Below are 26,594 nucleotides of genomic sequence, written 5' to 3' on the forward strand. Positions count from 1 at the left end.
GTCATGAACGCCTGGAACCAGGACAAGGACGTCCGGAACGCCGCAGCGGAGCCTGCACCCCACCCATGGCACAGGTTGGTGGCTTTGGGCGACTCCTTCACCGAGGGGATCGGCGACCCCGAACCCCGCAGCGACGGCGGATTGCGGGGCTGGGCAGACCGTGTAGCTGAAGAGTTGAGTGCCAACCATGCTGATTTCGCCTACGCAAACCTTGCCGTCCGCGGCCTGATGGTGCAGCAGATCCTCGACCAGCAGCTTGTACCGGCGCTGGCTCTGAAGCCCGACCTGGTAACGCTTTCCGCCGGCGGCAACGATATTGTTTTCCGGCGCAGCGATCCCGACCGGCTCGCAGAAATCATCGACGCCGGCGTGGCCCAACTGACCCGGTCCGGCGCCACGGTGGTCCTCTTCGCCGGACCGGACTGGGGTGCCACTCCGGTCTTCAACCAGATCCGGGGCAAGGTTGCCATCCTTAACGAGAACCTCCACACCGTGGCCGCCCGCCATGACGCGGTAATGGTTGATTTGTGGTTCCTGCGCGAACTCTCAAGCCCCGGCATGTGGGATCCGGACCGGCTGCACTTCTCGCCGCTGGGGCACCACACCATCGCGGCGGCCGTGCTGAGGGCCCTCGGTGTGCAGCACACGCTGGTTCCGCTGGAACCCAAGCCGCTGGTCAGGAGTTGGAAGGAGGCCAGGTCTGAGGACCTGATCTGGGCTCGGGAATACCTGGTTCCGTGGGTGGTCCGGCAGCTGCGGCACCCCGCAGAAGAGACGCTGACCGCCAAGCGGCCCGAGCCCGGACCGGTTTTTGGTATCAGCCCGCCGGGTCCATTCTTCGGGAGCGGCCACGCAGCCTGAGCCCGCAGGCTCAGCTCGGAGCTGCCGCCTGCGCCGCCGGGGCGCAGGCCGCTGATGAATCAGCGCTTCTTGGGTGCCCGTTTAGTTGCGGCGTTGAGGGCGGCCTTTGCCGCGGGCGGCAGGCCCGCAAGCTCAGTTTCCGGCTCGGCCACGGTGCCCCGGGCCTTCGCGATGGCTTTCATGCCGTGGTAGATCACCAGGGCCGCCGCGGAGCCCAGCGCGATGCCGGTGAAGGTCAGTTCCCCGATTGTCCAGGTGTAGTCCGCGATGCCAACGATCAGCGCGACGGCGGCGGTGGTCAGGTTCACCGGGTTGGCAAAGTTCACCTTGTTTTGGACCCAGATCTTCACGCCCAGGATGCCGATCAAGCCGTACAGCATGGTGGCCGCGCCGCCCAGCACACCCGCGGGAACCGTGGCAATCAGTTCGCCAAACTTCGGCGAGAAGCTCAGCACGATGGCGAACACGCCGGCAACCCAGTACGCCGCCGTCGAGTACACCTTGGTGGCCGCCATGACGCCGATGTTTTCCGCGTAGGTGGTGGTGCCGGAACCGCCGCCGGCGCCGGCGAGGACGGTGGCCACGCCGTCGGCCATCAGCGCCCGGCCGGAGACGTCGTCGAGGTTCTGCCCGGTCATGGCCGCCACCGATTTCACGTGCCCGATGTTCTCGGCCACAAGGACCAGCACCACGGGGACAAAGAGACCGAGCACGCCCACATGGAACTCCGGTGTCTGGAAGTGCGGCAGCCCGATCCAGGCGGCTGCATCCATCTTGTCGTAACTCACTTCGCCGCGCAGCATGGCCACCAGGTAGCCCATCACCACGCCCACCAGGATGCTCAGGCGGCCGAGGATGCCGCGGAAGAGGACGCTGACCAGAATGATGGTGGCGAGCGTGACCACGGCCGTGACCGGGGCAGCGGCGAAATTCAACTTCGCCGCAGGGGCGAGATTCAGGCCGATCAGCGCCACAATGGCGCCGGTGACGATCGGCGGCATCAACCGGTTGATCCAGCCCGCACCGAACTTCTGGACGATCGCACCGATCAGGGCCAGTACGACGCCGGCAAGCACCACCCCGCCCAGCGCGCCGGGCACGCCGAACTGCTGCTGGGACGCCATGATGGGGGCAATGAAAGCGAAGCTGGAGCCGAGGTAGCTGGGGATGCGGCCCTTGGTGATGACCAGGAACAGCAGAGTGCCGATGCCGGAGAAGAACAGGGTGGTGGCCGGCGGCATCCCGGTGATGATGGGGACCAGGAACGTGGCACCGAACATGGCCACCACGTGCTGCATGCCCACGCCGATGGTCAGCGGCCACGCCAGCCGCTCGTCCGGGCCGACCACGTGGCCGGGCTTGATCGCCTTGCCGTTGCCGTGGAGCTTCCATTTCATTCCGAGCATGCTCATGGCGGAGGCCTTTCAGGGGGTGGCCGCTGGGGCCGGGAGATCTTCCGGTGCAACACTACCGCCCAGCCGCGCCCGCCGTCCGGCTGTGTGGGAGGTCATATGCCGGCAGTGGAAGAAATCAGGCTCACTTGAAGTTGCAACTATGGAAAGCAGACTGCCGGCCCATCATTTCGATGGGCGGGCCCAGTGAAAGGGACGCCCATGACTATTGCCCACGAAGAAGCTGTCATCGATTCGGCCGCCGTCGACGCCATCTTTGCCGAAGCCCGCACCGCGAACACTTTCACCGGCGAGGTGACCGAGGACCAGGCCCGCGCCATTTACGAGCTCACCAAGTTCGGCCCCACGGCATTCAACGCCCAGCCCCTGCGCATCACCTACGTCCGCTCGGACGAGGCCCGCGCCAAGCTCGTTGACGCCATGGCCAACGGGAACAAGGCCAAGACAGCCTCCGCGCCGCTCGTCGCCGTCCTCAGCTACGACACCGCCTGGGCCGAACAGTGGGACAAGTTCCTGCCCGAGTTCAATGCACCGAAGGCCATGTACGACGCCGCCCCGGACCTGGCCGCAGCAACCGGCAACAACAACGCGCACCTCCAGGCGGGTTACTTCATCATTGCTGTCCGCTCCCTCGGCCTCGCCGCCGGCCCGATGACCGGCGCCGACTTCAGCGCCATCGACGCCGAGCTCTTCCCGGCCGGCGAGCAGAAGAGCTTCCTGGTGGTCAACATTGGCCAGGCCGGTGAAGGTGCGTGGGGTGCAGCAAAGCCCAAGTTCGCCTACGAGGACGTCGTCCGGACCGTCTGACCCTGCCTTACTTACTGCAGCTTGATCGCCAACGCTCTCTCACTTTCCTTGGGAAAGTGAGAGAGCGTTGGCGATCAAAGGGTATTAAGTGAGAGAGGGTTTAGCCGATCACGCCGTCCACCAGCGCCTTGGCTTCGGCCTGCACCTGCTTGAGGTGCTCCTCGCCCTTGAAGGACTCGGCGTAGATCTTGTAGACATCCTCGGTCCCGGACGGGCGCGCGGCGAACCAGGCGTTCTCCGTCACCACCTTGAGGCCGCCGATGGATGCGCCGTTGCCGGGCGCCTCGGTGAGCTTGGCCGTGATCGTTTCGCCCGCCAGTTCAGTGGCAGTGACGTCCGACGGCGACAGCTTGCCAAGTGCCGCCTTCTGCTCCCGTGTGGCTGCTGCATCGATGCGGGCGTAGACCGGGGCGCCGAACTGGTCCGTCAGGCCCTTGTACAGCTGCGACGGGGACTTGCCCGTGACCGCGGTGATCTCCGAGGCGAGCAGGGCCAGCAGGATGCCGTCCTTGTCGGTGGTCCAGACACTGCCGTCCAGCTTGTTGAACGCGGCACCGGCCGATTCCTCGCCGCCGAACGCCCCTTCGCCGGACAGCAGGCCCGGCACAAACCATTTGAAGCCCACGGGGACCTCCACCAGCTTGCGGCCCAGGCTCTCCGCCACACGGTCGATGATCGAGGACGATACCAGGGTCTTGCCCACCACAGAGTTTGGGTTCCAGCCGCTGCGGTTGCGGTAGAGGTAATCGATGGCGACGGCGAGGTAGTGGTTCGGATTCATCAGCCCACCCACCCCATCAATAAGAGGGGTAACGATGCCGTGCCGGTCAGCGTCGGCGTCATTGCCGGTGGCGACGTCGAACGCGGCTGAACTGCCGCCGTCGGACATCCTGTTGATCAGGGACGCCATCGCGAACGGCGAGGAGCAGTCCATCCGGATCTTTTCGTCCCAGTCCAGGGTCATAAAGGCCCACTGCGGATCGACGGTAGGGTTCACGACGGTCAGGTCAAGGTGGTGGCGTTCGGCGATCTCGCCCCAGTAATCTACTGCGGCACCGCCCATGGGGTCGGCGCCGATGCGGACACCGGCTTCGCGGATGGCATCCAGATTCAGCACGGACGGGAGATCGTCAACGTAGCTGCTGAGGAAATCGAACTTGCCGGTGCTGTCCGCGGCAAGGGCATCCGCGACGGAAATGCGCCTGACGCCGCGGAGGTCGTTTTCGAGCAGTTCGTTGGCACGGTTGGCGATCCAGCCAGTGGCGTCCGAATCGGCCGGGCCGCCGTGGGGCGGGTTGTATTTGAAGCCGCCGTCGGCCGGCGGGTTGTGGCTGGGCGTGACCACAATGCCGTCCGCCTCCGGATGGCCGGGCTGGCGGTTGTTGTTATACGTGAGGATGGCGTGGCTCAGTGCCGGCGTGGGCGTATAACCGTGGCGGGCGTCGATCAGCACGTTCACGCCGTTGGCGGCGAGCACTTCCAGTGCGGAGTTCTGCGCCGGTTCGCTCAGGGCGTGGGTGTCCTTCGCCAGGAACAACGGGCCGGTGATGCCCTGCCCGGCCCGGTATTCCACGATGGCCTGGGTGATGGCAACGATGTGTTTTTCGTTGAACGATGCCTTGAGGCTGGAGCCGCGGTGCCCGGAGGTACCGAACGCCACACGCTGGCCTGGATCACCAAGATCCGGCGAAATGTCGTAGTACGCATCGAGGAGCGCAGTGATGTCAACAAGGTCCTGGGGTTGGGCAACTGTGCCCGCGCGGCTAGCCATGGGACCAGCATGCCAGACCCGGGCGGGCGGCAATACGCCGCTGTCCAGATTCCGGACCCTGTGACGCGGAATGTCATGAACAAGTGGTTTCCTGAGTACTTGGCGCAAAAGTACCTATATACCGGCACCGGCTGCCGCTGTTAGGTTCGGAAAAGTCAGGGAGGAATGCGCGACGGCGGCAGCACCGCCGTCGGGCACTGCGGCGGTGCTGCCGCCAGGAAAGTGGGGGACCGGTCATGGTGGCAGGGGACGGAACGGCCGAGCAGTCAAGGCTTGCTGCAGAGCGCGTGCAGCGGTTCAAGCGCCAACTCGACCAGGCCGAGCGGGCCACAAAGTCCTGGGACGAAGGTGCTGTTGGTGAACGCAATGTTGCCGACCAGCTGAGCCGGCTCATCCCGCACGGCTGGTTTCTGCTCCACGACGTGCATTGGCCAGGCCGGCCGAAAGCCATCCTGGAACATGTTCTGGTGGGGCCTGGCGGCGTGGTGGTGGTGGACACCAAGAACTGGACAGGTGAAGTGCGCGTTTCCGCCGGGGTCCTGTGGCAGGGCCGGTTTGCCAGGACGCAGTCCGTGGAGGGTGCGCTGGCCCAGTGCGCGGTCGTCGCCTCGGTGCTCGTGCCCGCCCACCGCCGGTTTGTCCGCCCACTGATCTGCCTCGCCGGCCAGCCTGAGCTCTTCGCGATCACCAATGCGGACGTTGCCGTGGCGGGCGCCGACCGTGTTGTGGACGCCGTGCTGGCACTGCCTCCGGTACTCGACCAGCAGACGGTGGTGGGCCTCTATGAACACCTCGGGCGGCAACTGACCGAGGAACCGGCAGCGGAAAGTCCCGCCCTGAAGTCGTTGACCGTCCATCGCGCCGGGGGGACGCCGCCCGTTGGTGGGCCGGGCGTTTCACAGCGTCCGGCGGCACGGCCGGGGCCCCGGCAGCTCCCGCCCGGCAGCCGCGGGCGCATTGGCAGTGCCGGCTTAGTTGGCCCCGGCGGTGGCCGGAAATCGAGTGCCCAGCAACAGGCGGCCGCAGGAATGGGCAGGCTGCTGTGCCTCGCCGGCTTTGTAATTTTGGCGGTCTACGTGCTGCCGTATTGGGGTGGCTAGGTGTATTGACCTGAGAGGTTAGTGACGCGGCTGGGGACGCTAGGACTGTCCAGGGAGCAACGGTAGGCTGGAACGCGCAGACTTTGAAGGGGGAGAACCATGAGTGACGAAACACCCCCGCGTCCGCGATCGCAGGGGGCCGGCGCCCAAGGAACGGGCGATTCGCCCACCGGCTACCAGCCGCCACAGTTTGTTCCGCCCCAAGGTTCCGACATCCCCGCCCCGCCCCTACATGACTGGAGCCGGGCCGGCGCAGACCAGTATAGCCAGCCCGGGTACTACGGCATGCAGGCCGAACCCAAGGCCTCAGCATCACCAGCATGGTCTGCGGTATTTCCTCGGTCCTCCTGGGATGGTTCATGATCCCGCAGCTCGCAGCGATCATCACGGGCCACCTGGCACTGAGCCGCGAACCGTCCGGCAAAGGAATGTCCATCACGGGGCTTGTCCTGGGCTACCTGTGCCTCCTCGGCTACGGCGCCTTCTGGCTGTTCCTCATCCTCGGGCTGATGGCGTACCGCACATCGTACGGATACTAGCCGGACCCTACGCTTCGCCGCAGGAATCTAGTTTTCGCTGCGGAAACTTGGTGCGCGGGCGTTCCAGCGAGCAACTTTGGGCGGGGGCGCCGTGCCCTGCCGGGCAGTAGAAAGGCCCCCGGGTCGGGGGCCTTTCGGCAAGCAGGTTTGGCCAAGGGGTCAGACCCGCTCGCTGGTGCGCTCAGCCGCAGGTTCCTGTGCTTCGTGGGTCTTCCGGCGACGCGGGAAGGCCCAGAAGGTGAAGTCCTGAGCCGTGAATGTGGGCTCCGAACGGTCCGGCGGTGTCTGCTGGCGCGCTTCGGGTTCGCGGGTGGCGTCCTTCTTGATACCCCGCCCGAAATCCTTGCTCGATGAATAGCACATCACAGACCTCCTCATAGTGACTGTCCTTCAATCGTCCTCCTCATCGGTCCAGGAGTCGACACCCGGGAACCGGTTCGTGCCAACTTCAGAACCCCAACTGCGCCGCCACCTGCAGCAGGAGCAATTCCGATCCCGCCGGCCCCACCAGTTGGATGCCCATGGGGAGGCCGTGAGCCGGCTGGCCGCCGGTCCAATACACCGGGATCGTGATGGCCGGCAGCCCGCAGACGTTCACCATGGAGGACCACGGCGCGAATTCGCACTGCCTGCGGTAGTCGTCGTCGGCGTCGCCCGCCCATGCCGCGGCGGGCCACCGCTCGTCGCCGTGTGTGGCGCCGGTAAACCAGCCCACCGGCCGTGGCGTCTGCGCCAGGGCAGGCATCAGCATCAGGTCCCAGGCCCCGTACTGCACGGTGGTGTCGCGCTGGAATCGGCGTAGGAAGGCCAGTGATTCGTTCAGCTTGGACGCACTGCGCTGTTGGGCCCTGCGCCGGAAGGTCCGGGTCAGCGGGGCCAGCAGCGCCTCCCGCTGCGGACTGATCCGGGCTGTCCCGACGGCGGCTGTCCAGGCTGTGGTGAAGGCGTCCGGGTAGCGGTTGTCGTAGCGGATGGCGGCTTCGGTAACGGCATGCCCGGCATGTTCCAGCATGTCGCGGCCCGTCCGCAGCGCCTCCAGGGCTTCCGGTTCGGGCGTGAACGGGAACATGGCGGACCAGGGGCTGTCCAGGGTGAGGCCGATGCACAACGGACGCGGTTCAATCCGGACCGCTTCGAGGTAGCTGGTTTTGAGGGAAGGCACCAGGGCATCCATGAGCAGGGCGGCATCGGCGGCGGTCCGGGCAAGCGGGCCCGCCACCACCAGGCCGGCGGGATCACTCGAACTCTCGCCCGCTGGCACCTGGCCGCGGCCTGGTTTGAGTCCCACCAGTCCGCAGGCCGCCGCGGGGATACGGATCGAACCGCCGCCGTCGGTCCCGGGCGCGAAAGGGAGCAGACCGGCGGCCACTGCGGCGGCGCTGCCGCCGGAGGAGCCGCCGGAACTCCGGCTGGGGGCGTGCGGATTGCGCGACGGCGGGGCGATGCGGTTTTCGCTGTATGCCGTCAGCCCGAACTCCGGAACCTGGGTCTTGCCCAGCGAGATCACGCCCGCGGCCTTCAGGAGCGCAGTGAGCGCCCCGTCGGCGGGAGCAGGCTTGTGGTCCAGCGCCGCGCTGCCGTGGGTGGTTACCACGCCGGCCACATCGGTCAGGTCCTTAAAGCCAAGAGGCATGCCGTGAAGGAGTGGCAGGCTTTCGGCAGCGCCTCCGGCGGGGTCCGTCGCCCCCTTTCCCGGGCCGCTGCGAAACCGGGCATACCGGACATCGGCGGCACCGGCGTCGGCCATTGCCTGTTCTGCCGTGACGGTGACGAACGCACCCAGCAGGGGGTTCCGCTCAGCGATGCGGGCCAGGAAGTGCGCGGTGGCTTCGCGCGCGGAGAGTTCTCCGGAGCGAAGGGAATCCCGCAGTTGAACGGCTGACAGTGGGATCTCGGGCATCGAAGCTGTCGTCTGCGCAGCGGGCAAGGCTCCTCCTCAGGATCAATGAGAAGCGTAACCTGCGCACGGTTTCGGCGGGCATGGCGGAGGCTGGGGCTAGGCTGGGAGGAGACCATGATCATCCGAAAGAGGACTCCCGTGAGCGATTTCGAATCCGTGCCAGTCAACGACGTTCCGGCCGACGCCGCTATCCTGGACGTCAGGGAAGACTACGAATGGGTGGCGGGACACGCAGAGGGTGCGGTCCATATTCCGCTGGACCAACTGCCCGCACGGCTGGACGAGTTGGATCCCGATCAGGACCTGTACATTATCTGCCGCACCGGCGGACGGTCCTTCCGCGCCGCACAGTGGCTCACCGGACAGGGCTTTGCGGCGATCAACGTTGCCGGCGGGATGGACCAGTGGATGGAGTCGGGGAAGCCCTTGGTATCCGACAACGGGCTCAAGCCGCTCGTTCTGTAGCTGCCACCCCACGCTTCGTCCATCACCCTAGAGGAATATTTAATGCCGTCCCCCGCCACGTACACGTTCCTCGGGCCCGAGGGCACCTTCACCGAGGCGGCGCTGCTGCTGGTGCCTGGGGCCGCAGCGGCTATCCGTATCCCGGCGTCCAACGTGAGTGCGGCGCTGGACATGGTGCGTGACGGCTCAGCGGATGCGGCCATGGTCCCCATTGAGAATTCCGTCGAAGGCGGCGTCACGGCCACGCTCGATGCCATTGCTGGCGGACCGGAACTCCGCATCATCCGCGAGGTGCTGGTCCCCATCAGCTTTGTGCTGGTTGCGCGCCCGGGAGTCCAACTCGCTGACATCCGCCGCGTCTCCACCCATGGCCACGCGTGGGCACAGTGCCGACTGTGGGTGGACACGAATATTCCTGGTGCAGAATACGTTCCCGGATCCTCAACGGCCGCGGCCGCCATGGGGCTTTTGATTGAAGGCGCCCACTACGACGCGGCGATCTGCGCACCGATGGCGGCCCGGCAGCAACCCGGTCTTGCCGTTTTGGCGGAAAACATCGGCGACAATCCGGGTGCAGTGACCCGGTTCATCCTGGTAAGCCGGCCCGGCGTCCTTCCAGAGCGTACGGGCGCCGACAAAACCACCGTGGTGGTCCCCCTGCCCGAGGACAGGCCTGGTGCGCTGATGGAGATTTTGGACCAGTTCGCCACCCGGGGCGTCAACCTCAGCCGAATCGAATCCAGGCCCACCGGGCAGTACCTCGGACATTACTTCTTCAGCATCGACGCCGACGGTCATGTGCAGGATGCCCGCGTGGCTGATGCGCTAACCGGGCTTCACCGCATCAGCCCGGCCACCCGCTTCCTGGGCTCCTATCGTCGGGCGGACGAACAAGGTGTCGTCGTGGCACCACACACGTCCGACCCTGCATTCCAGGCAGCTCATCAATGGGTGGCCGGAATCCTCAGAGGGGAATCCATTCCGCCTGAAACCGCTTCCGGGGCTTCGCCCACAGCGTAGATCAAGGTACTTCCGCGCGATTGTTACTGTGCGTATGCTTACCTGATCAACTTGGGGGACGGCCCCTAACGAAGGGAGCAGGTCATGAATACCAGCAGCGCGGACAATGACGGCCAGGGCATGATCGTTAACCCCAAGCCCGCCGCAGACAACCAGGACTGGGACGGCGATGAGGCAGATCGCGCGGACCGCCTGCGTTTCGAAGAAGAGCAGGCCATGATCCGCGAGCAATCCGAGGCGCGTGCCGCAAAGGCCGCCGCAGAGGAAGCCGCCAAGAAGGCCAGTGCCTGAGCCCGCCGCCGGTGTCTGAGCCCGCTTTAGCCCTGCTAACCCTTTACCCTGATCAGGAGCGAGCGGGGCGCCACCGTGACGGTGAGTTTGGTGGCCAAACCCGACGTGTCGCCGTCGATCTGTGTAGGCATGGGCTCCGGGCACTTGATGACGATTTTCCCCGCCCGGTAGATGGTCATGATGGGCAGGTTGCCTTTGTGCTTGAAGAGGATTTTCGCGTACATGGCCAGCCAGCCGATGGCGCTCCTCGGGCTCATCACCACGACGTCGAGCATGCCGTCGTCGATCATGGCTTCGGGGATGAAATCGATGCCGCCCGGCACCAACCCGCAGTTGGCGAAAAGTACGCTGCGGATGTTCCGCACCTGCTCCGCGTTGTCATCAAGGGCGACGGAAACCTTCCTCCGCCGGCCAGGCAGGTGACGCATGCCGGCCTCGGTATAGGCCAGCCACCCCACCGCTTTCTTGAGGCCGGCATTGGTGTCCCCCAGGATTTCCGCGTCCATGCCGATCCCGGCGATCACCAGGAACACGTGTTCGGAGAAGTGGCCAGTGCGGGAGTTTTCGATGCCCATTCGGGCTGTGTCGATGTAGCGCTGCTGGCCGAACAGCGCAGTCTGGACGCTCGCGCGGAGATCGTAAACGTCCAGGTCGACGTTGCGTGCCAGCAGGTTCCCGGTTCCCAACGGAATGAGGCCCATGGCCACATTCGTGTGCGCGAGCGACTCAGCCACCACCCGCACGGTACCGTCGCCGCCGCCCACCAGGACGACGTCGGCCTTGTAGTCCATCGCAGCCTTGGCCTGGGAGTATCCCGGGTCCTCCGCCGTCGTCTCTAAAAAGATTGGATCCTCCCAGCCGGCAGTGAGGCATGCGCGTTGGATGGCTTCTTTCGCCTCGGGGGCGCGCGCCTTGACGGGATTGAGGATGACCGCCACGCGCTGCTGGCCTAGGCCCGTTTCGTGCGCATCCTCGTGCACAGCACTCCGCACGTGCAGGGCCTTGAGCTTCCGCACGCCCCACCAACTGGAGACAGCGAAAGCCAGCGCCGCCGCGCTCAGGAGGTAAAGAAGCCAGTCGTTCATGGTGCTTCAACAGTATCCCGGCCGCGGCGCCGGCATACCCGCGTCCGGGCGGCAGCCCTGCGTTCGCCGGATTTAGATACTCTTGTTTGGTGATCGACGTAAAAGACCTCAGCGAAAACCCGGACAAGTTCCGTGCCAGCCAGCGCGCCCGCGGCGCCGACGAATCAGTGGTGGATGCGATCATCGCCGCAGACTCCGCCCGCAGGGCTGCCCTGATCCGGTATGAAAACCTCCGCGCGGAACAGAACATTTTCGGCAAGAAGGTGGCGCAGGCCAAGGGCGATGAGAAGAAAGCCCTTCTCGTCGAAGTCAAGGAACTGGCCAACACGGTCAAGGCCGCCTCCGCCGAAGCTGACGCTGTGCAGGCCAAGCAGGATGAACTGCTGCGCGCCATCCCGAACCTCATTGAGGACGGCGTCCCCGAGGGCGGCGAGGACGACTACGTTGTGGTCAAGACCGTCGGAACGCCCCGCGAGTTCCCGGACTTCGAGCCCAAGGACCACTTGGAAATCGGCGAACTGATCGGCGCGATCGACATGGAGCGCGGCGCCAAGGTGTCAGGCTCGCGGTTCTACTTCCTGCGCGGCGTGGGTGCACGCCTTGAGATGGCGCTGCTGCAGATGGCCATGGATCAGGCCATCGAAGCCGGCTTCGTCCCCATGATCACGCCCACCCTGGTGCGCCCGGAGACCATGCAGGGCACCGGATTTGATGTAAAGCACGACGCCGAGATCTACCGCCTCGCCGAAGACGACCTTTACCTCGTGGGAACCTCCGAGGTGGCCCTGGCCGGCTACCACGCGGACGAGATCCTGGACCTCACGGCCGGGCCCATCCGGTTTGCCGGCCAGAGCTCCTGCTACCGCCGTGAAGCCGGCTCCCACGGCAAGGACACCCGCGGGATCATCCGCGTTCACCAGTTCAATAAGGTGGAGATGTTCATCTACACCACCGTTGAAGAGGCAGCTGCGGAGCACAAGAGGCTGTTGGCCTGGGAAGAGGAGATGCTGGCCAAGTGCGAGCTGCCGTACCGGGTCATCGACACCGCCGCCGGAGATCTTGGCATGTCCGCCGCCCGCAAGTTCGACTGCGAAGCGTGGGTCCCCACGCAGGGCGCCTACCGTGAACTGACCTCCACCTCGAACTGCACCACGTTCCAGGCCCGCCGCCTGAACATCCGTGAGCGTGTGCTCACCAGCGAAGGCGTGGCCAAGGGCACCCGCGCCGTGGCCACCCTCAACGGCACCCTGGCCACCACCCGCTGGATCGTGGCCATCCTGGAGCACCACCAGAACGCCGACGGCTCGGTCACCGTCCCGGCCGCGTTGCGGAACTACCTGGGCGGCATGGAAGTCTTCCCCGTCCTCTAAGTTTTCTGCAGCTGCGCGAAGAAATCCCGCCGCATGGTCCATTCCCCGGCTAACGCCAAGGGGATCAGACCATGCGGCGGGGATTTCTTTTTGCGGATGCCGGCCGCTGCGAGCTTCCGCCCCAGCAGCTCCGGGCTGGTTAGGGACTTCCAGTCCCCACCGACAACTGTGTAGCCGAGCGCACGCAGCCGATCTTCATGCTTCTTTCCGGCCAGAATGGCTTCCCGCGTGCTGCGGCCGGCCAGGAGTTCGTCGTCGAGGTACTTGGCATCGCCGTCGAACTCCCCGATGACGCCGTATGCGGGCCAATAGAAGTCCGTCCGCGCAATGAATCCCTCCCCGTCAACCGCCAGATCCTCCGGGCGGTCAGGTAGCAGAAGTTTGCCGAGGGGTCACTGGCCGCCACAGCGGCCACCGTCATCGAATAGCGTTCCCGAGGCTTGAGTGCGAGCCATGAATCCCTGCTGTAGTGGACGCCCGCCCTGACGCGGACCAACTCGCCCTTGTTATAGCCGCGGCTCAGGCTACGGTCGCTTCCGGTGAGGGCGCGCCGGTAGCGGGCGAGGACAAGGGCCGGGGGAGCGGTTTCCATGACTCCATGCTTGGCTGAATGCCGGTGCCCAGCCAGCCGTGTGTGCCCTCATGTGGATAAGTCCCGGCCATTCCCCTCGAGACGGACCTTTCCCCGGGGAACGCGGCGGGGATTTGACCCGTTGGCGGGGAATTTCTGCACGAGGGGGCTAGGTGCAAGCGGCCACAGGTTAACACTCACACCGGGGATAACCTGTGAGTATTAAGCGTGTGTTCATTGGGTGCTGTGGCCTGCGTCCTAGCCGGTGTGAGTGGACCTCTGGTCTACTGGATGCATGACTACATTGACTGAAACCGCAGTTGCTGGCATCGATGACCAGCGGATCGCAAACGAAAACACCACCACCAAGTTCATGGTGGCCCTGGACGTGGACGGCACCTTGGTGGACCACGACGGCCACATGTCCGCGCCGGTCCGGGAGGCCGCCCAAGCCGTGGTGGCTGCGGGGCACGACGTCCTGATCGCCACCGGCCGTTCCCTGAACGCCACGCTGCCCATCATCGAGCAGATTGGCATCCACACCGGCTACGCCGTCTGCTGCAACGGCGGAGTGACCCTCCGGCTGGATCCGGACCTGGCCGACGGTTACGAGATCATCCACAAATCCACGTTCGATCCCGCCCCGGCCCTCCGCGCCCTCCGCGAACGCCTGCCCACCGCCAAGTACGCACTCGAGGACGAGGACGGCAACTTCCTCGCCACCGAACGCTTCCAGGACGCCAGCTTCGGCGTTGAGGCGATCGGCGTCGACTTCCAGACGCTGCTCGAAGCCACAGCAGTCCGCCTGGTGGTGTTCAGCACCGAGAACACGCCGGAGGAGTTCTCCGAGACCATCCAGCAGATCGGCCTGGCCGGCGTCACGTACTCCGTCGGCTGGACCGCATGGTTGGACATCGCCGCGGCGGGCGTCACCAAGGCCAGTGCGCTGGAGCGGCTCCGCGGCCAGTTGGGGACAGAGTCCCACCGCACCGTTGCCATCGGAGACGGCCGCAACGACATCGAAATGCTGGGCTGGGCCGGACGGGGCGTCGCCATGGGCCAGGCCCCGGAGGAAGTCATCGCCGCGGCGGATGAGGTTACCGCGTCAGTGTTCGACGACGGCGCCGCCCACGTGCTCCGCAGCCTCCTCCCGTAAGGGCTGCTTCCGCCCATGCGGCTTCCGGCGTGGCCTACTGCGAACGCACACCGGTAGCGGGACCGTTCAGCGCACCTCGAGGATGAGCGCCAGGAGCCGGGCGGCCGCCGGCCGAGCAGCGTGTTCCTCGGTCCATTGCGCCCGGGCCACCGCTTTGCTGACAGCCTGCGTGGTGATCCCGAGTTCGTGTGCCACCGCTTTCTGCTGTCCGCGGACGCCCGGGGTCATCAGGTCAAGGACCCGCCACTCCGCATCGGACCGGCCTCTCACGATGTGGCCCAGGAGCCGGAGGACGGCTTCGGCTTCGTGCGCGAGGTCCGCGAGGGGACCCTCCACGGCAACGGGAATTCGCTCTTTGCCGTTGCGGAGCCGGTCAACCGCGCGCCGGGCGTAAACCAGACTATGGCCGGAGGCGTCCTTGATCTGGTTGGGCAGCGGCTCGTTGACGGGCCCAATCCCCAGGCCTACATACCAGGAGCCACAGCGCAGGGCAATCAGAGACGCTTCCACCGCCTGATGCGGGCAGTCGACAATTCCTTGGACTTCATCCTCCACCGAGCGGTCAAAATCAAGGCACGCAGGAATGTGCCGCAGGTCCTTCAACAGTTGAGGGACGCGGTCGCCGTCTAGCCGGCTATCGGTCTGGTTGATGGTCAACGTGAACATGTGAAAAACAGACTACCCGCTGGTAGCAGACCGATGGCAAGTGGACGGGAGCCGCACGCAGGGAGGGTCTGCCGGATTGTGCCAGCGCGCCGAAGATGTTGCGATGGAGGCACGGATGCCAAGGGGCGGCGCGCAGCGACGTGAGGACGGTTATGACCGGCAGCCCGGAGCAGGACCATATGACGCAGGACGAACTGGACCTCGTGGACCGGTGGTGGCGGGGAGCCAACTACCTGTCGGTGGGGCAAATCTACCTCCGCTCCAACCCGCTGCTGCGCGAACCCCTCGCCGCGGACCACACCAGGTCCCGGCTTCTGGGCCACTGGGGGGACCAGTCCGGGCCTGAACTTTGTCTACGCCCACTTGAACCGCGTGGTCCGGCGGGACTGCCAGGAGATGCCCTTCGTTGCCGGCCCCGGCCATGGTGGGCCGGCCGTGGTGGCGAACGCCTGGCTGGAGGGGACTTACTCCGAAATCTATGGAGCCGCGGGCCCGGACGAGGCGGGGATGGCAGAGCTGTTCCGCCAGTTTTCGTATCCCGGTGGCATTCCCAGCCATGCGGCGCCGGAGACCCCCGGGTCCATCAGCGAGGGAGGCGAACTGGGGTACGCGCTGGCCCACGCCTACGGGTCTGTGTCCGACAATCCCAAGCTGATCACCACCGTCGTAATGGGCGACGGCGAAGCGGAAACGGGGCCGCTCGCGGCGAGCTGGCACTCACACAACGTCCTGGACCCGGCCCACGATGGCGCCGTGCTGCCCTGCGCGGTCCGGCCGGGTCCTGGAGGTGCTGAGCGAGCACCTGTGCAAGGGCTGGCTGGAGCCCACCTGGCTGGGGCCGGCCGACGCCGCCAACCACTGCCGGCGCGGGCTGGGCATTTGGAAGTTTGCGGGGTCCGAGGTAGCGGGGGCGGACCCCGACGTGGTGCTCGCGTGCGCCGGGGATGTGCCCACCGGGGAAACCGTCGCGGCTGCCGAGCCCCGGAAAGAAGGGGCCCCGGGATGAAGGTCCGGGTGGTCAACGTGGTGGAGCTGATGCGGCTCCAGGACGCGAGTGGGCACACGCATGGCCTGACGTCGCGCTACGTGGCCGGGATCTTCACGCCGGACAAGCCGATCATTTTCGCCTACCACGGCTATCCGTCGCTGATCCACCGGCTGGCATACCGCCGAACCAAGCAGGAGGGCCTGCACGTCTGCGGTTACAAGGACGAGGGGACCGCCACCACGCCGTTCGACATGGCCATGCTCAACGGCGTGGACCGCTACCAGCGGGCCATCGACGCCATTGACCGTGTTGGGCACAATCTGACCCCGCGTTGCTGACAATGGGTCAGGCCGCGCGGTACTGAAGGGTGCCGGGAATTCCGCCCGTCGCACCCAGTCCGTCACCCCGGGCGAACGCCGCCCACAACCTGCGCACCTCACTGCCAACGGCGTCGATCTCTTCCCACGTTGCGCCGGTAAGGAGCCCGGCAGCGGCCCAGGTCTGCTGGTTTCCAAAGAGCAGCGGCAGGTCAACGGTGTGGGCAGCGCGGTAGAAGTTCCCGGGCGCACCCCAGGACAGCAGGTAGCTGTAGGCCTTGCCGCCGGCCCGGGCATGGCGGCGGGCGAACTTGCGGGCCGCACGGCCGTACACCGCCTCCGTCACAGCCCAGTTGATGGCCCTGACGACCGCGGTGCCGAGCAGGGGAACCTGGCCCAGCCGGCTGACGAACGGGCTGCGCGGCAGGAACAGGCGGGCTTCATCGGAGGTGTGCCCGATCAGTACCTCGATGCCAGGCGCTGTCTCATTCCAGGCGGCCTCAATCTCGGCTTCGGGCGGCAGCGGGGCGTGCCCGTACTGCGTGCCGAATGGCATGGCCGCCATGAGCCCGTACTTCCGGGCCACCTGCGACACGTGGTCCTCAATGGCGACAACCTCCATGGCCGGAGTGTCTTCGGTGACGGCTTCCGCGGCGATGCCCATGGCATGGCTCATCTTGTGCCGGCCGCGGGTGATCCCCAGCGGCGCGCTCTGGATGATGGCCCGCTGGAACAGGGACGGCGCCTCGGGCGTTGCCATGAGGTGGGCCACGGAGTCGCCGCCCGCTGACTGGCCGAACGCCGTGACGCGTCCGGGATCACCGCCGAAAGCGGCGATGTTGCGCTGCACCCAGCGGAACGCTTCCAGCTGATCCAGCAGGCCGAGGTTGGCAGGCCTGCCGGTGTTGGTGGACAGGTAGCCGAACAGGCCAAGCCGGTAGGTTACGGACACCACGATCACGCGGTTCTCGGCAACCAGGGACGTGGCGTCGAAGATGGCCAAATCACCGGATCCCGACGTGTACGAACCGCCGTGCAGCCACACCATGACCGGTACCTGCTCGCCGTCGGCCAAGCCCGCCGGCACGGTGATGGACAAGCGCTGGCAGTCCTCGCTGCCGGGGAGCTCGCCGTAGCGGGTGCCCAGGACGTCGTCGAGGAACGGAACGGGACCCTGCGGGCAGGCCGGCGCGGGACTGGTCGCGGCAAAGGGCGGGGTCCGGTCAGGCGCGGCCATTGGAGGCTGGAAGCGGCCGGCGGTGGCGTAGGGGATGCCGGTAGCACGCACCACTTCGCCGTCCCGCCACCCGCTGATCGGACCGCACGGAGGAGTAAATAAAGGCTCGGAACTCACCGACCAACCTTAAACCACAACATGGGCCCACATCCGCAGGGTTCCCTGGCCGAGCTTGCGAGGGTAGGTCGCGGAAAGGGAGGGTCGCTTTCGGCCCAATGCCGCCGGCGGATTGGGCGCGAAGTGACCCCGCGTTGCTTTAAGCGGTGGGGATTAGTGAGCTGCCGGCACGTAACGCTTGATGGAGGCTTCCAGCTCGGCCTCGGCGGCGGCGCGGTCGCCCCAGCCCTCAGCCTTGACCCACTTGCCCGGCTCCAGGTCCTTGTAACGGGTAAAGAAGTGCTCGATTTCCTTGATCAGGAAGTCGCTGACATCGCTGATTTCCTGGATGTGGTCGAAGCGGGCGTCAACCGGAACGCACAGGACTTTGGCGTCTCCGCCGCCGTCGTCGGTCATGTTGAAAACGCCGATGGGGCGGGACTCAACAATGACTCCCGGGTGCAGGTCGAAATCCTGCAGGAGCACCAGTGCATCCAGCGGATCGCCGTCTTCGCCGAGGGTGTTCTCGAAGAACCCGTAGTGCGTGGGGTACTGCATGGAAGTGAAGAGGACGCGGTCCAGGCGGACGCGGCCGGTCTCGTGGTCAACTTCGTACTTGACGCGTGATCCCTTGGGAATCTCGATGGTCACGTCATGCTTCATGGAATGCTCCTCGGCAATTGCAGGGGGTTCGCGGCACAGGAGACGAACCACAAAAGGAGTGTCGGTGCCGCCGACTACTATTGAGGATATAGCGAGAGGCCCAGGTTTCAGGAACTTGTGGGGAAATTTCAGGACTTGAGGACCAGCACCAGCATGAAGGAAACAGCGCGCCCCGGCGGGTTCATGGACGCTTTGCGGCGGATGTTCAACCGCGGACTACGGGCCTGGCCTACTGCGCTCCTCCTGGCTTTGATGGTCATTTTGGGCCTCCCGGCCGGCTGGCTGATCGCCCCGGCTTTCGTGGGACCGCCTCCCGTGGCGGCGCCCGTAACACCCGGCTGGCAGCTGCCGCCGGCCACGCTCGCTGCCCGGCAAGGCCTGCCCCCGCTCGCGGACAGCGCGCCGTTGCCGCTGCCGCCCGCCGTCACGGCGCAGCTGGACGCTGTGTTAAGGCCCGACGGCGACGGCACCTTCACCGGGCTTGTCCAGGATGCGCACACCGGCGATGTCCTCTTTAACAGAGGCGGGTCGGACAACCGGATCCCCGCGTCAAACATGAAGCTATTCACTGCAGTGGCCGCCCTGCAGTCGCTCGGTCCTGAGCACCGGTTCAGCACCAGGGTACTGGCCGGTGCCGCCGCCAACCAGGTGGTGCTCACCGGAGGCGGAGATGTCCTCCTCGGTGCCGGCGAATCCGCGCCGGACCGAGTGATGGGACACGCCGGGCTCGCCACGCTCGCCACCTCCACGGTGGCAGCGCTCCAGGCCAGCGGAACAACCGGCGAGCTAACGGTCCTGGTAGACGATTCCCTATTCAGCGGACCCGCGTTGAACCCAGCCTGGGCTGACGGCGACGTTGCGGCCGGTGAGGTTGCGCCGCTGTTCCCGCTCGCCCTGAACGCCGCGCGATACAACCCCGCCGTCACCACCGGCGCCCGCCCGCAGGACTCGGCGCTCACGGCCGGGGAGGCGTTCGCCGCGCAGCTCAAGGCGGCCGGCACAGCTGCGGGACTTACGGTAGCGGCCCGCGTCGGACGTTCCCCGGCGCCCGAAGCCGGGCCCGGCGCCGCTCCCGAAACCACTGGCAGCGCGCCCACCGCGCTGGCGGAGGTCCAGTCCGCCACGGTCGGCGAACAGGTGGGCCTGATGCTGGAGACCTCGGACAACTACCTGGCGGAGGTCCTGGGCCGGATGGCAGCGGCGGCTGCGGGGGAGTCCGCGAGTAACGACGGCGCCACGGCCACCGTCCGCGCCCAGCTCGCCGAAATCGGCATTGACACCGGCAGTATGCGGTTCGCGGACGTGTCCGGTCTCGCCATCGGCAACCAGGCGTCTGCCCGCCAGTTCGCCGGCGCGGTGCGTGCCATCACCAGCGGAACCGATCCCCGGCTCCGGGCCGCACTGGACGGCTTCCCGGTGGCAGGACTGACCGGAACCCTGCACGACCGCTACGAGGACGCGGCATCGTCCCGGGGCGCGGGCCTGGTCCGGGCCAAAACGGGCACGCTGAACACAGTGATCGCACTCAGCGGATACGTGGTGGACGCCGACGGCAGGCTCCTGGTGTTCTCGTTCATCGGCAACGGACTGGCGCCTGGTGCCGCCGGCAACCGGCAGGCCGTGGACCGCGCGGCCGCCGCACTGGCTGCCTGCGGCTGCCGGTAACGGCTCACGGCTTTCCGGAACTGTCCACGGGCGCCATTACCGAAAAGTCCAGGTCTGCGGCCACTGCGGAGGTCGCGGTAGTGCCCGGCAGACCGGCCATCACGACGGCGGCGACCACCGACTTCCAGCCCCCGCCGGGTCCGAGGGTAAGGGGAGGAACAGGACGGTAGGGGACCATGGGTTCTCCTTTCGGGGCGGTTATGACCACTTTGCCGGCGGGAGCTGTCACGCCGCTTTCCCTCACCTGTGGGTGGCTGTGAACCGGTCGGCCGGGGGCGCCCACCACGGCCAGGGCGTTCGCCGGTCAGCGAACTTAAGGGCCATCCGCCGAAGGCTGTGATGTGATGGGGCTATGGAGTCCACTGCACGTGATTCGTCCGCACCGGTATCATCCAGCCCGGCCCAGGCCCTGATTAACTGGGACCTGGCCGCATCCACCGCCGCCCGGCTGGCTTCCGCGGGTCCAACGCTCGGCTCGGCGGAAATCGGCGAGGCCGTGGACAGCCTGCGCCGCCTCGCGGATGCCTCCGTCCCCCACGTCCACGAGATCACTGGCCTCGAGGCCGCGAGGGACCTCCGCGACTCCTCTGTCCTGGTAGTCGACCGGGCAAACTGGGCCAAGGCCAACACCCAGAGCTTCGCGGTGATGCTCAAGCCCGCCATGGAAAAGATGCTCGAAAGTCGCCGCGGTACGGTCAGCCCGGCGGCGGCCAGCGTCAGCGGCGCCATCACGGGCAGCCAACTCGGCGCTGTCCTGGCGTTCCTGTCCAGCAAGGTCCTGGGCCAATACGATCCGTTCGCCGCGCTCGCCGAAGGTTCCAAAGCGCCCGCCGGTGGAAGGCTGCTGCTGGTGGCCCCCAACATCGTGTCTGTGGAGCGGGAACTCAACGTCACCCCAGAGGATTTCCGGCTCTGGGTCTGCCTCCATGAGCAGACGCACCGCGTTCAGTTCGCGGCCGCGCCCTGGCTCCGCCACCACATGCTGTCCGAGATCGATAACCTCAGCGTCCACCTGCTGGGCAACGTCGATTCCCTGATGGAGCGGGCCTCCGCCGCCGCCCGCTCCCTGAAGGACCGGACCGCAGACGGCCACACCCCCGGCCGCGGCGCCATCCTGGACCTGCTGCAGAACCCTGAGGAAAAGGCGTCCCTCTCGCACCTGACGGCTGTGATGAGCCTGCTGGAGGGCCACGCGAACGTGGTGATGGACGCCGTCGACGCCAGCATCGTCCCGTCGGTCAAGACTATCCGGCAGCGCTTCACCGACCGCGGCAAGGACCGCGGCGTCATCGAGAAATTCATCCGCAGCCTGCTGGGTCTCGATGCCAAGATGCGCCAGTACTCCGACGGCGCCAAGTTTGTCCGCGCCGTAGTAGCCGCCGCCGGGATGGAGGGCTTTAACAGGGTCTGGGAATCCGCGGACAACCTTCCCACCGAGCCTGAAATCCACGAGCCCAAGCTGTGGGTTGACCGGATGGGTTTGTAGGTGCCCGGTTTCCCTCACGCTTCAAGCGGCCGACGGCGGCCCGGCAGGCTGGCGCCCGTCGTTGGCAAAGCGCGCAAGATGCTCCAGAACGCCCTGGCGGAGGCCGGCTACCCGGCCCACGTGCTGGTGGCGTGCAGCGGCGGCCCGGACTCCCTGGCGCTCGCCGCCGTGGCCGCCTACTTTGCCCGCCGCGGCCACGTTGACAGGCACCCGCTGACGGTGGGCGCCGTGGTGGTGGACCACCAGCTGCAGGAGGGGTCGGCCCAGGTTGCTGCGGCCGCGGCCCAGGCACTGAAGGAACTGGGGCTCTCACCGGTGGAGGTCCGGACGGTCGATGTGGCGCCCACAGGCATGGGCCCTGAGGCTGCCGCTCGCGATGCCCGCCACGCAGCGCTTGACGCCGCGGCCCGCGAGCAGGGCGCCGCCGCGGTCCTGCTGGGCCACACGCTGGACGACCAGGCCGAACAGGTTCTCCTCGGCCTGGCCCGCGGCTCCGGCACCCGCTCGCTGGCCGGAATGCGGCCTGCCCGCGGCCTGCTGCTCCGGCCCTTCCTGGGCCTGCGCCGCGAGGACACCCTGGAGATCTGCCATGTGGAGGAACTGGCGCCCTGGCACGATCCGAGCAATTCGGATCCGTCCTTCGCCCGCTCCCGGACCCGGGTGGAAGTGCTGCCGCTGCTGGAGGAAAAACTCGGGCCCGGCGTGGCTGAATCGCTCGCCCGGACGGCCGCCATCCTGCAGCTGGACGCCGACTACCTGGAGGACGTGGCAGAACGCACATACGCCGGTTTGGCGCAGCGTTCCGGCCCGGAAATCAGCCTGCCCGAAGACGCCCTCGGTGAACTTTCCCCGGCCATCAGGTTCCGGGTGATCGCCAAGGCGGCGGCCGACGTCGGGGGTCAACAACCCAGCTACCACCGCCTTCTGGCCGCGGAAGCGCTGCTGCGGCGGCAGGGCTCCGCCGGTCCCGTGGAGCTCCCCGGCGGCGTGAGCGTCTACCGGCTGTCACTGGCGCAGCTGGACGCCGCCGGCCAGCGGAGCAGGACCACGGACGGGACCGACGGCGGCACTTCCGTTCCCCGCGAAGCGGCGCGCTGTGGGAAGCTAGTATTCCGGCCTCAAAAACCGCCCCAAGAATAGTCGCACCCCCGCATCTACACAGGAGCCATTGGTGGATTCAAACGACGTCCAGGCAGATCTCAAGCACGTTCTCTACACCAAGGAACAGATCCAACAGCGGATCACCGAGCTCGCTGCAGAGATTGACAAGGACTACGAAGGCCGCGAAATCCTCGTCGTCGGCGTACTCAAGGGCGCTGTGATGGTCATGGCCGACCTCGCCCGCGCACTCCACAGCCACGTGTCGATGGACTGGATGGCAGTGTCCTCCTACGGCTCCGGCACCCAGTCCTCCGGCGTGGTCCGCATCCTCAAGGACCTGGACACGGACCTGATGGGCAAGGACGTCCTGATCGTTGAAGACATCATCGACTCGGGTCTGACGCTGTCCTGGCTCAAGACCAACCTCGAATCCCGCGGCACCGCGTCGGTGGAGATCTGCACCGCCTTCCGCAAGCCCACGGCCGCCAAGGTTAAAATCGACGTCAAGTACGTCGGCTATGACATCCCCAACGAGTTCGTGGTGGGCTACGGCCTGGATTACGCCGAGAGGTACCGCAACCTGGACTTCGTGGGCACCCTCGCCCCGCACGTCTACGAGTAAACCTTCTTCCCGCCGAGATGGCGTTCCACGGCATTCGCGCGCCCGCGCCTTGCCGTGAAATGCCATCTCGCGGCATTTAAATGAGCGGGGGAGAGATGTGAGCGGCAAGAACGTCGGCATCAAGGACGTTGCGGCCGCCGCCGGCGTCTCTGCCACCACGGTGTCTCACGTCCTGAACAACGTGGCGTCCGCCAGGATCAGTCGGGAGACCCGGGAACGGGTCAGGTCCGCTGCAGGACAGTTGGGCTACGGGCCGGACAGTGTTGCACGCGCCCTGCGGACCAGCCGGACAGCCCTGCTGGGGCTGGCCATCGAGGACGTCGGCGCCGGTCCCCACGCCGGGCAAATCATCCTCGGGGCCGATGAGGCTGCCCGCGCCCGCGGCTACCACCTCGTGGTCATCAACGTCCCTGCCTCCGCGACAGACGGGTCCGCGAGCGACGAGTCGCGGGAGGCCGGCGTCGAGTCCCTCCTGAAGCGCCGGGTGGACGGCATCATGTACGCCCCGCTCCACTTCCGGCAGCTTCCGGGACCGGCCAACCTCGGCAGCGTACCGGCGGTGCTGGTGAACGCCGTCAGTACCAACGGCAGCATCGCCGCAGTGGTGCCGGACCACGACGGCGGCGCCCGGGACGCCGTCGGATGCCTCCTTGCAGCAGGGCACACCCGTATTGGATTCATCAACAACGCCGACGGCACGCCGGCCGCCCAGGACCGCCTCAGCGGCTTCCGGGGCGCCTTGTCCGCTGCAGGGCTCGACGGCGGTGCGGCGCCGGTTGATTCTGTGCCCGTTGTGTCCGCCCCGCCCGCTGAGTCCGCCCAACCCCTGGAGCAGGGCGGCTACGAGGCCGCCCGCCGGATGCTGGCGCGCGCGAACAGGCCAACCGGGCTGGTGTGTCACGATGACCGGGTGGCCATGGGCGCCTACCGCGCCGCCGCCGAACTGGGACTCGCCATCCCCGCAAACCTCTCCGTGGTGGCCCTCGCCGACCGTGAAGGGATCGGCGCGAGCCTGTACCCGGCACTCACCACGGTGGCGCTGCCCCTTGCCGAACTGGCGGCCAGGGCCGCCGAAATCCTGATGGACGCCATCGAGGACACCTCGGACACGGCCCGCCGTGCCAACGCGAAAGAAGTCACCGCATGCCTGCTGGTGAAACGCGGATCGGTGGCACCGCCCCGCGGAACCGCTACGCCCAGAGGGAACTTTTGAGCGGCACCGTGCGTGAATTACTCCGGACGGTGTATAGCTAGTAGCTGATGCAGCACCACACGCGCGTGGACTACTCGCCGTGCAGCACTACCAGGAGGGACGGGGCCAGCCCCCGAACAGATGAAAGCTAAGAGTTTCTTCAAGGGCCCGGGCATCTGGATCGTTGTTGTGATCGCCATGCTCCTCGTGGCCTTTGCAACATTGGCTCCCGGTGGTGCGGCACGGATCGACACCGACAAGGGCCTTGGGCTCCTCGCCGACGGCGGCAAGGTTGAACAGGCAAAGATCTTCGACGGCGAAAACCGTGTTGACCTGGTCCTGAAGGACAGCCTCAACGTCGACGGACAGGACAAGGGAAAGAGCGTCCAGTTCTTCTACGTCGACGCCCGCGCCGCGAACGTGGTCAAGGCCGTGACCGATGCCAAGCCGGCCAACGGCTACACGGACCAGCCGATCGAAAGCAATTGGTTCTCCGGGCTGCTCTCGCTGCTGATCCCCGTCATCCTGCTCGGCGCACTGTTCTGGTTCCTGATGACCCGCATGCAGGGCGGCGGCTCGAAGATCATGCAGTTCGGCAAGTCCAAGGCCAAGATGGTCAACAAGGACATGCCGCAGGTGACGTTCGCTGACGTTGCCGGCGCGGATGAAGCCGTGGAGGAACTCCAGGAAATCAAGGAGTTCCTGCAGGAACCGGCCAAATTCCAGGCCGTGGGCGCCAAGATCCCCAAGGGTGTGCTGCTGTACGGCCCTCCCGGTACCGGCAAGACCCTCCTGGCCCGCGCAGTCGCCGGCGAGGCCGGGGTGCCGTTCTTCTCCATCTCCGGCTCGGACTTCGTCGAGATGTTTGTGGGCGTGGGCGCATCCCGTGTCCGCGACCTCTTTGAGCAGGCGAAAGCCAACTCGCCCGCCATCATCTTCGTTGATGAGATCGATGCCGTCGGCCGCCACCGCGGCGCAGGCATCGGCGGCGGCAACGACGAACGCGAGCAGACCCTCAACCAGCTGCTGGTGGAAATGGACGGCTTCGACGTCAAGACCAACGTCATCCTGATCGCGGCCACCAACCGTCCGGACGTCCTGGACCCGGCGCTGTTGCGCCCGGGCCGGTTCGACCGCCAGATTACCGTAGACGCGCCGGACCTGATCGGCCGCGACCAGATCCTGCAGGTCCACGCCAAGGGCAAGCCTATGGCGCCCGGCGTTGACCTCAAGAGCGTGGCCAAGAAGACCCCCGGCTACACGGGTGCCGACCTCGCCAACGTCCTCAACGAAGCCGCGCTGCTGACGGCCCGTTCCAACGCCAACCTCATTGATGACCGCGCCCTGGACGAGGCGATCGACCGCGTAATGGCGGGCCCGCAGAAGCGCAGCCGCGTTATGAAGGAACACGAGCGCAAGATCACTGCGTACCACGAAGGTGGCCACGCCCTCGTGGCCGCGGCGCTGCGGAACTCTGCGCCGGTCACCAAGATCACCATCCTGCCCCGCGGCCGAGCCCTGGGTTACACCATGGTGGTGCCGGAGAACGACAAGTACTCCGTGACGCGCAACGAGCTCCTGGACCAGATGGCCTACGCTATGGGCGGCCGCGTGGCGGAGGAAATAGTCTTCCACGATCCCTCCACCGGTGCCTCCAACGACATCGAAAAGGCCACCTCCACGGCCCGCAAGATGGTTACCGAATACGGCATGAGCGAGCGTGTCGGTGCAGTACGGCTCGGCCAGGGCGGCGGCGAACCCTTCCTGGGCCGCGACGCCGGCCACGAGCGCAACTTCTCCGACCAGATCGCCTTCGTAGTGGATGAGGAAGTGCGCCGTCTGATCGACCAGGCGCACGACGAGGCGTACGCCATCCTCATCGAAAACCGCGACGTCCTGGACCAGCTGGCCCTAGAACTCCTGGAACGGGAAACCCTGAACCAGGCCGAGATCGCAGAGATTTTCAGCGACATCCGCAAGCGTGACTTCCGCGAGGTGTGGCTGTCCAAGGAGACCCGCCCGGTCCAGCAGGCCGGCCCGGTGGAATCCCGTCAGGAGAAGGCCGAGCGCGAAGCCCAGGAGGAAGCCAAGCGGGCCCGCCTGGAGGAGCCGTTGGACGCACAGCCCCCGCACCCGCAGGGTGTCCCGGAGGATGCTCCGTTCCAGGGCGGCATTCCCGACTCGGGGCCTGACGCCCTGCGCGGCTAAGCTTT

The 26,594-nt window shown here is 66.6% G+C and carries 27 protein-coding genes and 1 pseudogene; 19 read left to right on the top strand and 9 right to left on the bottom strand.

The window, feature by feature from the left end:
- The first annotated feature begins 3 nt into the window (after positions 1–3).
- Complete coding sequence (locus tag ABIB27_RS06650) at positions 4–861, top strand: SGNH/GDSL hydrolase family protein (RefSeq protein ID WP_354215909.1); 858 nt, start codon at positions 4–6, stop codon at positions 859–861.
- 59 nt (positions 862–920) lie between these two features.
- Here the strand turns inward: ABIB27_RS06650 and ABIB27_RS06655 are convergent, their stop codons facing one another.
- Entirely contained in the window at positions 921–2,273 is a 1,353-nt protein-coding gene (locus ABIB27_RS06655) for a uracil-xanthine permease family protein (protein ID WP_354253713.1), read from the bottom strand.
- 201 nt (positions 2,274–2,474) lie between these two features.
- On the opposite strand from ABIB27_RS06655, the gene ABIB27_RS06660 reads away from it, so the two are divergent.
- Positions 2,475–3,080: a malonic semialdehyde reductase gene (locus tag ABIB27_RS06660; protein ID WP_354215907.1), complete on the top strand. Its 606-nt coding sequence runs from the start codon at positions 2,475–2,477 to the stop codon at positions 3,078–3,080.
- 100 nt (positions 3,081–3,180) lie between these two features.
- On the opposite strand, the gene pgm is transcribed toward ABIB27_RS06660, so the two are convergent.
- Positions 3,181–4,851: a phosphoglucomutase (alpha-D-glucose-1,6-bisphosphate-dependent) gene (gene pgm / locus ABIB27_RS06665; protein WP_354215906.1), complete on the bottom strand. Its 1,671-nt coding sequence runs from the start codon at positions 4,849–4,851 to the stop codon at positions 3,181–3,183.
- 236 nt (positions 4,852–5,087) lie between these two features.
- On the opposite strand from pgm, the gene ABIB27_RS06670 reads away from it, so the two are divergent.
- Both ABIB27_RS06670 and ABIB27_RS06675 read left to right on the top strand, forming a co-directional pair.
- A complete protein-coding gene (locus ABIB27_RS06670; protein WP_354215905.1) occupies positions 5,088–5,951 on the top strand; it encodes a nuclease-related domain-containing protein in 864 nt (287 codons plus the stop codon).
- Positions 5,952–6,271: 320 nt separating this feature from the next.
- Positions 6,272–6,490, top strand: a complete 219-nt coding sequence (locus tag ABIB27_RS06675; protein WP_354215904.1) for a DUF4190 domain-containing protein — start codon at positions 6,272–6,274, stop codon at positions 6,488–6,490.
- 159 nt (positions 6,491–6,649) lie between these two features.
- On the opposite strand, the gene ABIB27_RS06680 is transcribed toward ABIB27_RS06675, so the two are convergent.
- Together ABIB27_RS06680 and ABIB27_RS06685 are read right to left on the bottom strand one after the other, a co-directional pair.
- A complete protein-coding gene (locus ABIB27_RS06680; protein ID WP_354215903.1) occupies positions 6,650–6,853 on the bottom strand; it encodes a hypothetical protein in 204 nt (67 codons plus the stop codon).
- 85 nt (positions 6,854–6,938) lie between these two features.
- A complete protein-coding gene (locus tag ABIB27_RS06685) occupies positions 6,939–8,390 on the bottom strand; it encodes an amidase (protein WP_354253714.1) in 1,452 nt (483 codons plus the stop codon).
- A gap of 138 nt (positions 8,391–8,528) precedes the next feature.
- On the opposite strand from ABIB27_RS06685, the gene ABIB27_RS06690 reads away from it, so the two are divergent.
- The 3 genes from ABIB27_RS06690 (at position 8,529) to ABIB27_RS06700 (ending at position 10,166) form a co-directional block, all read left to right on the top strand.
- Positions 8,529–8,855 carry a rhodanese-like domain-containing protein gene (locus ABIB27_RS06690; protein WP_354215901.1) on the top strand — a complete coding sequence of 109 codons (327 nt, stop codon included), beginning with the start codon at positions 8,529–8,531 and terminating at the stop codon, positions 8,853–8,855.
- Between the two features lie 42 nt (positions 8,856–8,897).
- On the top strand, positions 8,898–9,875 hold the full coding sequence (gene pheA / locus ABIB27_RS06695) for a prephenate dehydratase (protein WP_354253715.1): 978 nt from the start codon (positions 8,898–8,900) through the stop codon (positions 9,873–9,875).
- 84 nt (positions 9,876–9,959) lie between these two features.
- Entirely contained in the window at positions 9,960–10,166 is a 207-nt protein-coding gene (locus ABIB27_RS06700) for a hypothetical protein (RefSeq protein ID WP_354215899.1), read from the top strand.
- A 35-nt stretch (positions 10,167–10,201) separates the two neighbouring features.
- On the opposite strand, the gene ABIB27_RS06705 is transcribed toward ABIB27_RS06700, so the two are convergent.
- Positions 10,202–11,251 (bottom strand): diacylglycerol/lipid kinase family protein, encoded by a 1,050-nt coding sequence (locus ABIB27_RS06705; protein ID WP_354215898.1) that lies wholly within the window; start codon positions 11,249–11,251, stop codon positions 10,202–10,204.
- An 89-nt stretch (positions 11,252–11,340) separates the two neighbouring features.
- On the opposite strand from ABIB27_RS06705, the gene serS reads away from it, so the two are divergent.
- The 3 genes from serS to ABIB27_RS06720 all read left to right on the top strand — a co-directional run bounded on the left by serS (position 11,341) and on the right by ABIB27_RS06720 (position 14,348).
- Positions 11,341–12,621 (top strand): serine--tRNA ligase, encoded by a 1,281-nt coding sequence (gene serS, locus ABIB27_RS06710; protein ID WP_354215956.1) that lies wholly within the window; start codon positions 11,341–11,343, stop codon positions 12,619–12,621.
- 197 nt (positions 12,622–12,818) lie between these two features.
- The gene (locus ABIB27_RS06715; protein WP_354215896.1) at positions 12,819–12,995 is read left to right on the top strand and encodes a hypothetical protein; all 177 of its coding nucleotides are present in this window, start codon (positions 12,819–12,821) and stop codon (positions 12,993–12,995) included.
- 492 nt (positions 12,996–13,487) lie between these two features.
- On the top strand, positions 13,488–14,348 hold the full coding sequence (locus tag ABIB27_RS06720) for an HAD family hydrolase (protein WP_354215895.1): 861 nt from the start codon (positions 13,488–13,490) through the stop codon (positions 14,346–14,348).
- A gap of 66 nt (positions 14,349–14,414) precedes the next feature.
- Here the strand turns inward: ABIB27_RS06720 and ABIB27_RS06725 are convergent, their stop codons facing one another.
- Positions 14,415–15,014 carry a hypothetical protein gene (locus ABIB27_RS06725; RefSeq protein WP_354253716.1) on the bottom strand — a complete coding sequence of 200 codons (600 nt, stop codon included), beginning with the start codon at positions 15,012–15,014 and terminating at the stop codon, positions 14,415–14,417.
- Between the two features lie 152 nt (positions 15,015–15,166).
- Here ABIB27_RS06725 and ABIB27_RS19395 point away from each other — a divergent pair.
- From ABIB27_RS19395 to ABIB27_RS19405, 3 genes and pseudogenes are all read left to right on the top strand, one after another.
- Positions 15,167–15,776 (top strand): annotated as a pseudogene (locus ABIB27_RS19395) (phosphoketolase family protein); the annotation flags it as partial.
- A 25-nt stretch (positions 15,777–15,801) separates the two neighbouring features.
- On the top strand, positions 15,802–16,020 hold the full coding sequence (locus ABIB27_RS19400; RefSeq protein WP_502909140.1) for a phosphoketolase family protein: 219 nt from the start codon (positions 15,802–15,804) through the stop codon (positions 16,018–16,020).
- Between the two features lie 29 nt (positions 16,021–16,049).
- Positions 16,050–16,340, top strand: a complete 291-nt coding sequence (locus ABIB27_RS19405) for a phosphoketolase family protein (protein ID WP_502909141.1) — start codon at positions 16,050–16,052, stop codon at positions 16,338–16,340.
- A 7-nt stretch (positions 16,341–16,347) separates the two neighbouring features.
- On the opposite strand, the gene ABIB27_RS06735 is transcribed toward ABIB27_RS19405, so the two are convergent.
- Entirely contained in the window at positions 16,348–17,673 is a 1,326-nt protein-coding gene (locus tag ABIB27_RS06735) for a carboxylesterase family protein (protein ID WP_354253717.1), read from the bottom strand.
- Positions 17,674–17,826: 153 nt separating this feature from the next.
- A complete protein-coding gene (locus ABIB27_RS06740) occupies positions 17,827–18,315 on the bottom strand; it encodes an inorganic diphosphatase (RefSeq protein ID WP_248763190.1) in 489 nt (162 codons plus the stop codon).
- A gap of 153 nt (positions 18,316–18,468) precedes the next feature.
- Here ABIB27_RS06740 and dacB point away from each other — a divergent pair, with 153 nt between their 5' ends.
- A complete protein-coding gene (gene dacB, locus ABIB27_RS06745) occupies positions 18,469–19,980 on the top strand; it encodes a D-alanyl-D-alanine carboxypeptidase/D-alanyl-D-alanine endopeptidase (RefSeq protein ID WP_502909134.1) in 1,512 nt (503 codons plus the stop codon).
- Positions 19,981–19,984: 4 nt separating this feature from the next.
- Here the strand turns inward: dacB and ABIB27_RS06750 are convergent, their stop codons facing one another.
- Positions 19,985–20,158 (bottom strand): hypothetical protein, encoded by a 174-nt coding sequence (locus ABIB27_RS06750; protein ID WP_354215892.1) that lies wholly within the window; start codon positions 20,156–20,158, stop codon positions 19,985–19,987.
- Positions 20,159–20,332: 174 nt separating this feature from the next.
- Between ABIB27_RS06750 and ABIB27_RS06755 the strand changes: the two genes are divergently transcribed.
- From ABIB27_RS06755 to ftsH, 5 genes are all read left to right on the top strand, one after another.
- Positions 20,333–21,466 (top strand): Rv3626c family coenzyme F420 biosynthesis-associated protein, encoded by a 1,134-nt coding sequence (locus tag ABIB27_RS06755; RefSeq protein WP_354253718.1) that lies wholly within the window; start codon positions 20,333–20,335, stop codon positions 21,464–21,466.
- A 78-nt stretch (positions 21,467–21,544) separates the two neighbouring features.
- Positions 21,545–22,606 carry a tRNA lysidine(34) synthetase TilS gene (gene tilS, locus ABIB27_RS06760; RefSeq protein WP_354253719.1) on the top strand — a complete coding sequence of 354 codons (1,062 nt, stop codon included), beginning with the start codon at positions 21,545–21,547 and terminating at the stop codon, positions 22,604–22,606.
- A 31-nt stretch (positions 22,607–22,637) separates the two neighbouring features.
- On the top strand, positions 22,638–23,189 hold the full coding sequence (hpt, locus tag ABIB27_RS06765) for a hypoxanthine phosphoribosyltransferase (RefSeq protein ID WP_354215889.1): 552 nt from the start codon (positions 22,638–22,640) through the stop codon (positions 23,187–23,189).
- Positions 23,190–23,286: 97 nt separating this feature from the next.
- The gene (locus ABIB27_RS06770; protein ID WP_354253720.1) at positions 23,287–24,402 is read left to right on the top strand and encodes a LacI family DNA-binding transcriptional regulator; all 1,116 of its coding nucleotides are present in this window, start codon (positions 23,287–23,289) and stop codon (positions 24,400–24,402) included.
- Between the two features lie 120 nt (positions 24,403–24,522).
- Positions 24,523–26,589 (top strand): ATP-dependent zinc metalloprotease FtsH, encoded by a 2,067-nt coding sequence (gene ftsH, locus ABIB27_RS06775; RefSeq protein ID WP_354215887.1) that lies wholly within the window; start codon positions 24,523–24,525, stop codon positions 26,587–26,589.
- The last annotated feature ends 5 nt before the right edge of the window (positions 26,590–26,594 follow it).

It is taken from the genome of Arthrobacter sp. UYEF21, assembly GCF_040546085.1.
Taxonomy (GTDB): Bacteria; Actinomycetota; Actinomycetes; order Actinomycetales; family Micrococcaceae; genus Arthrobacter.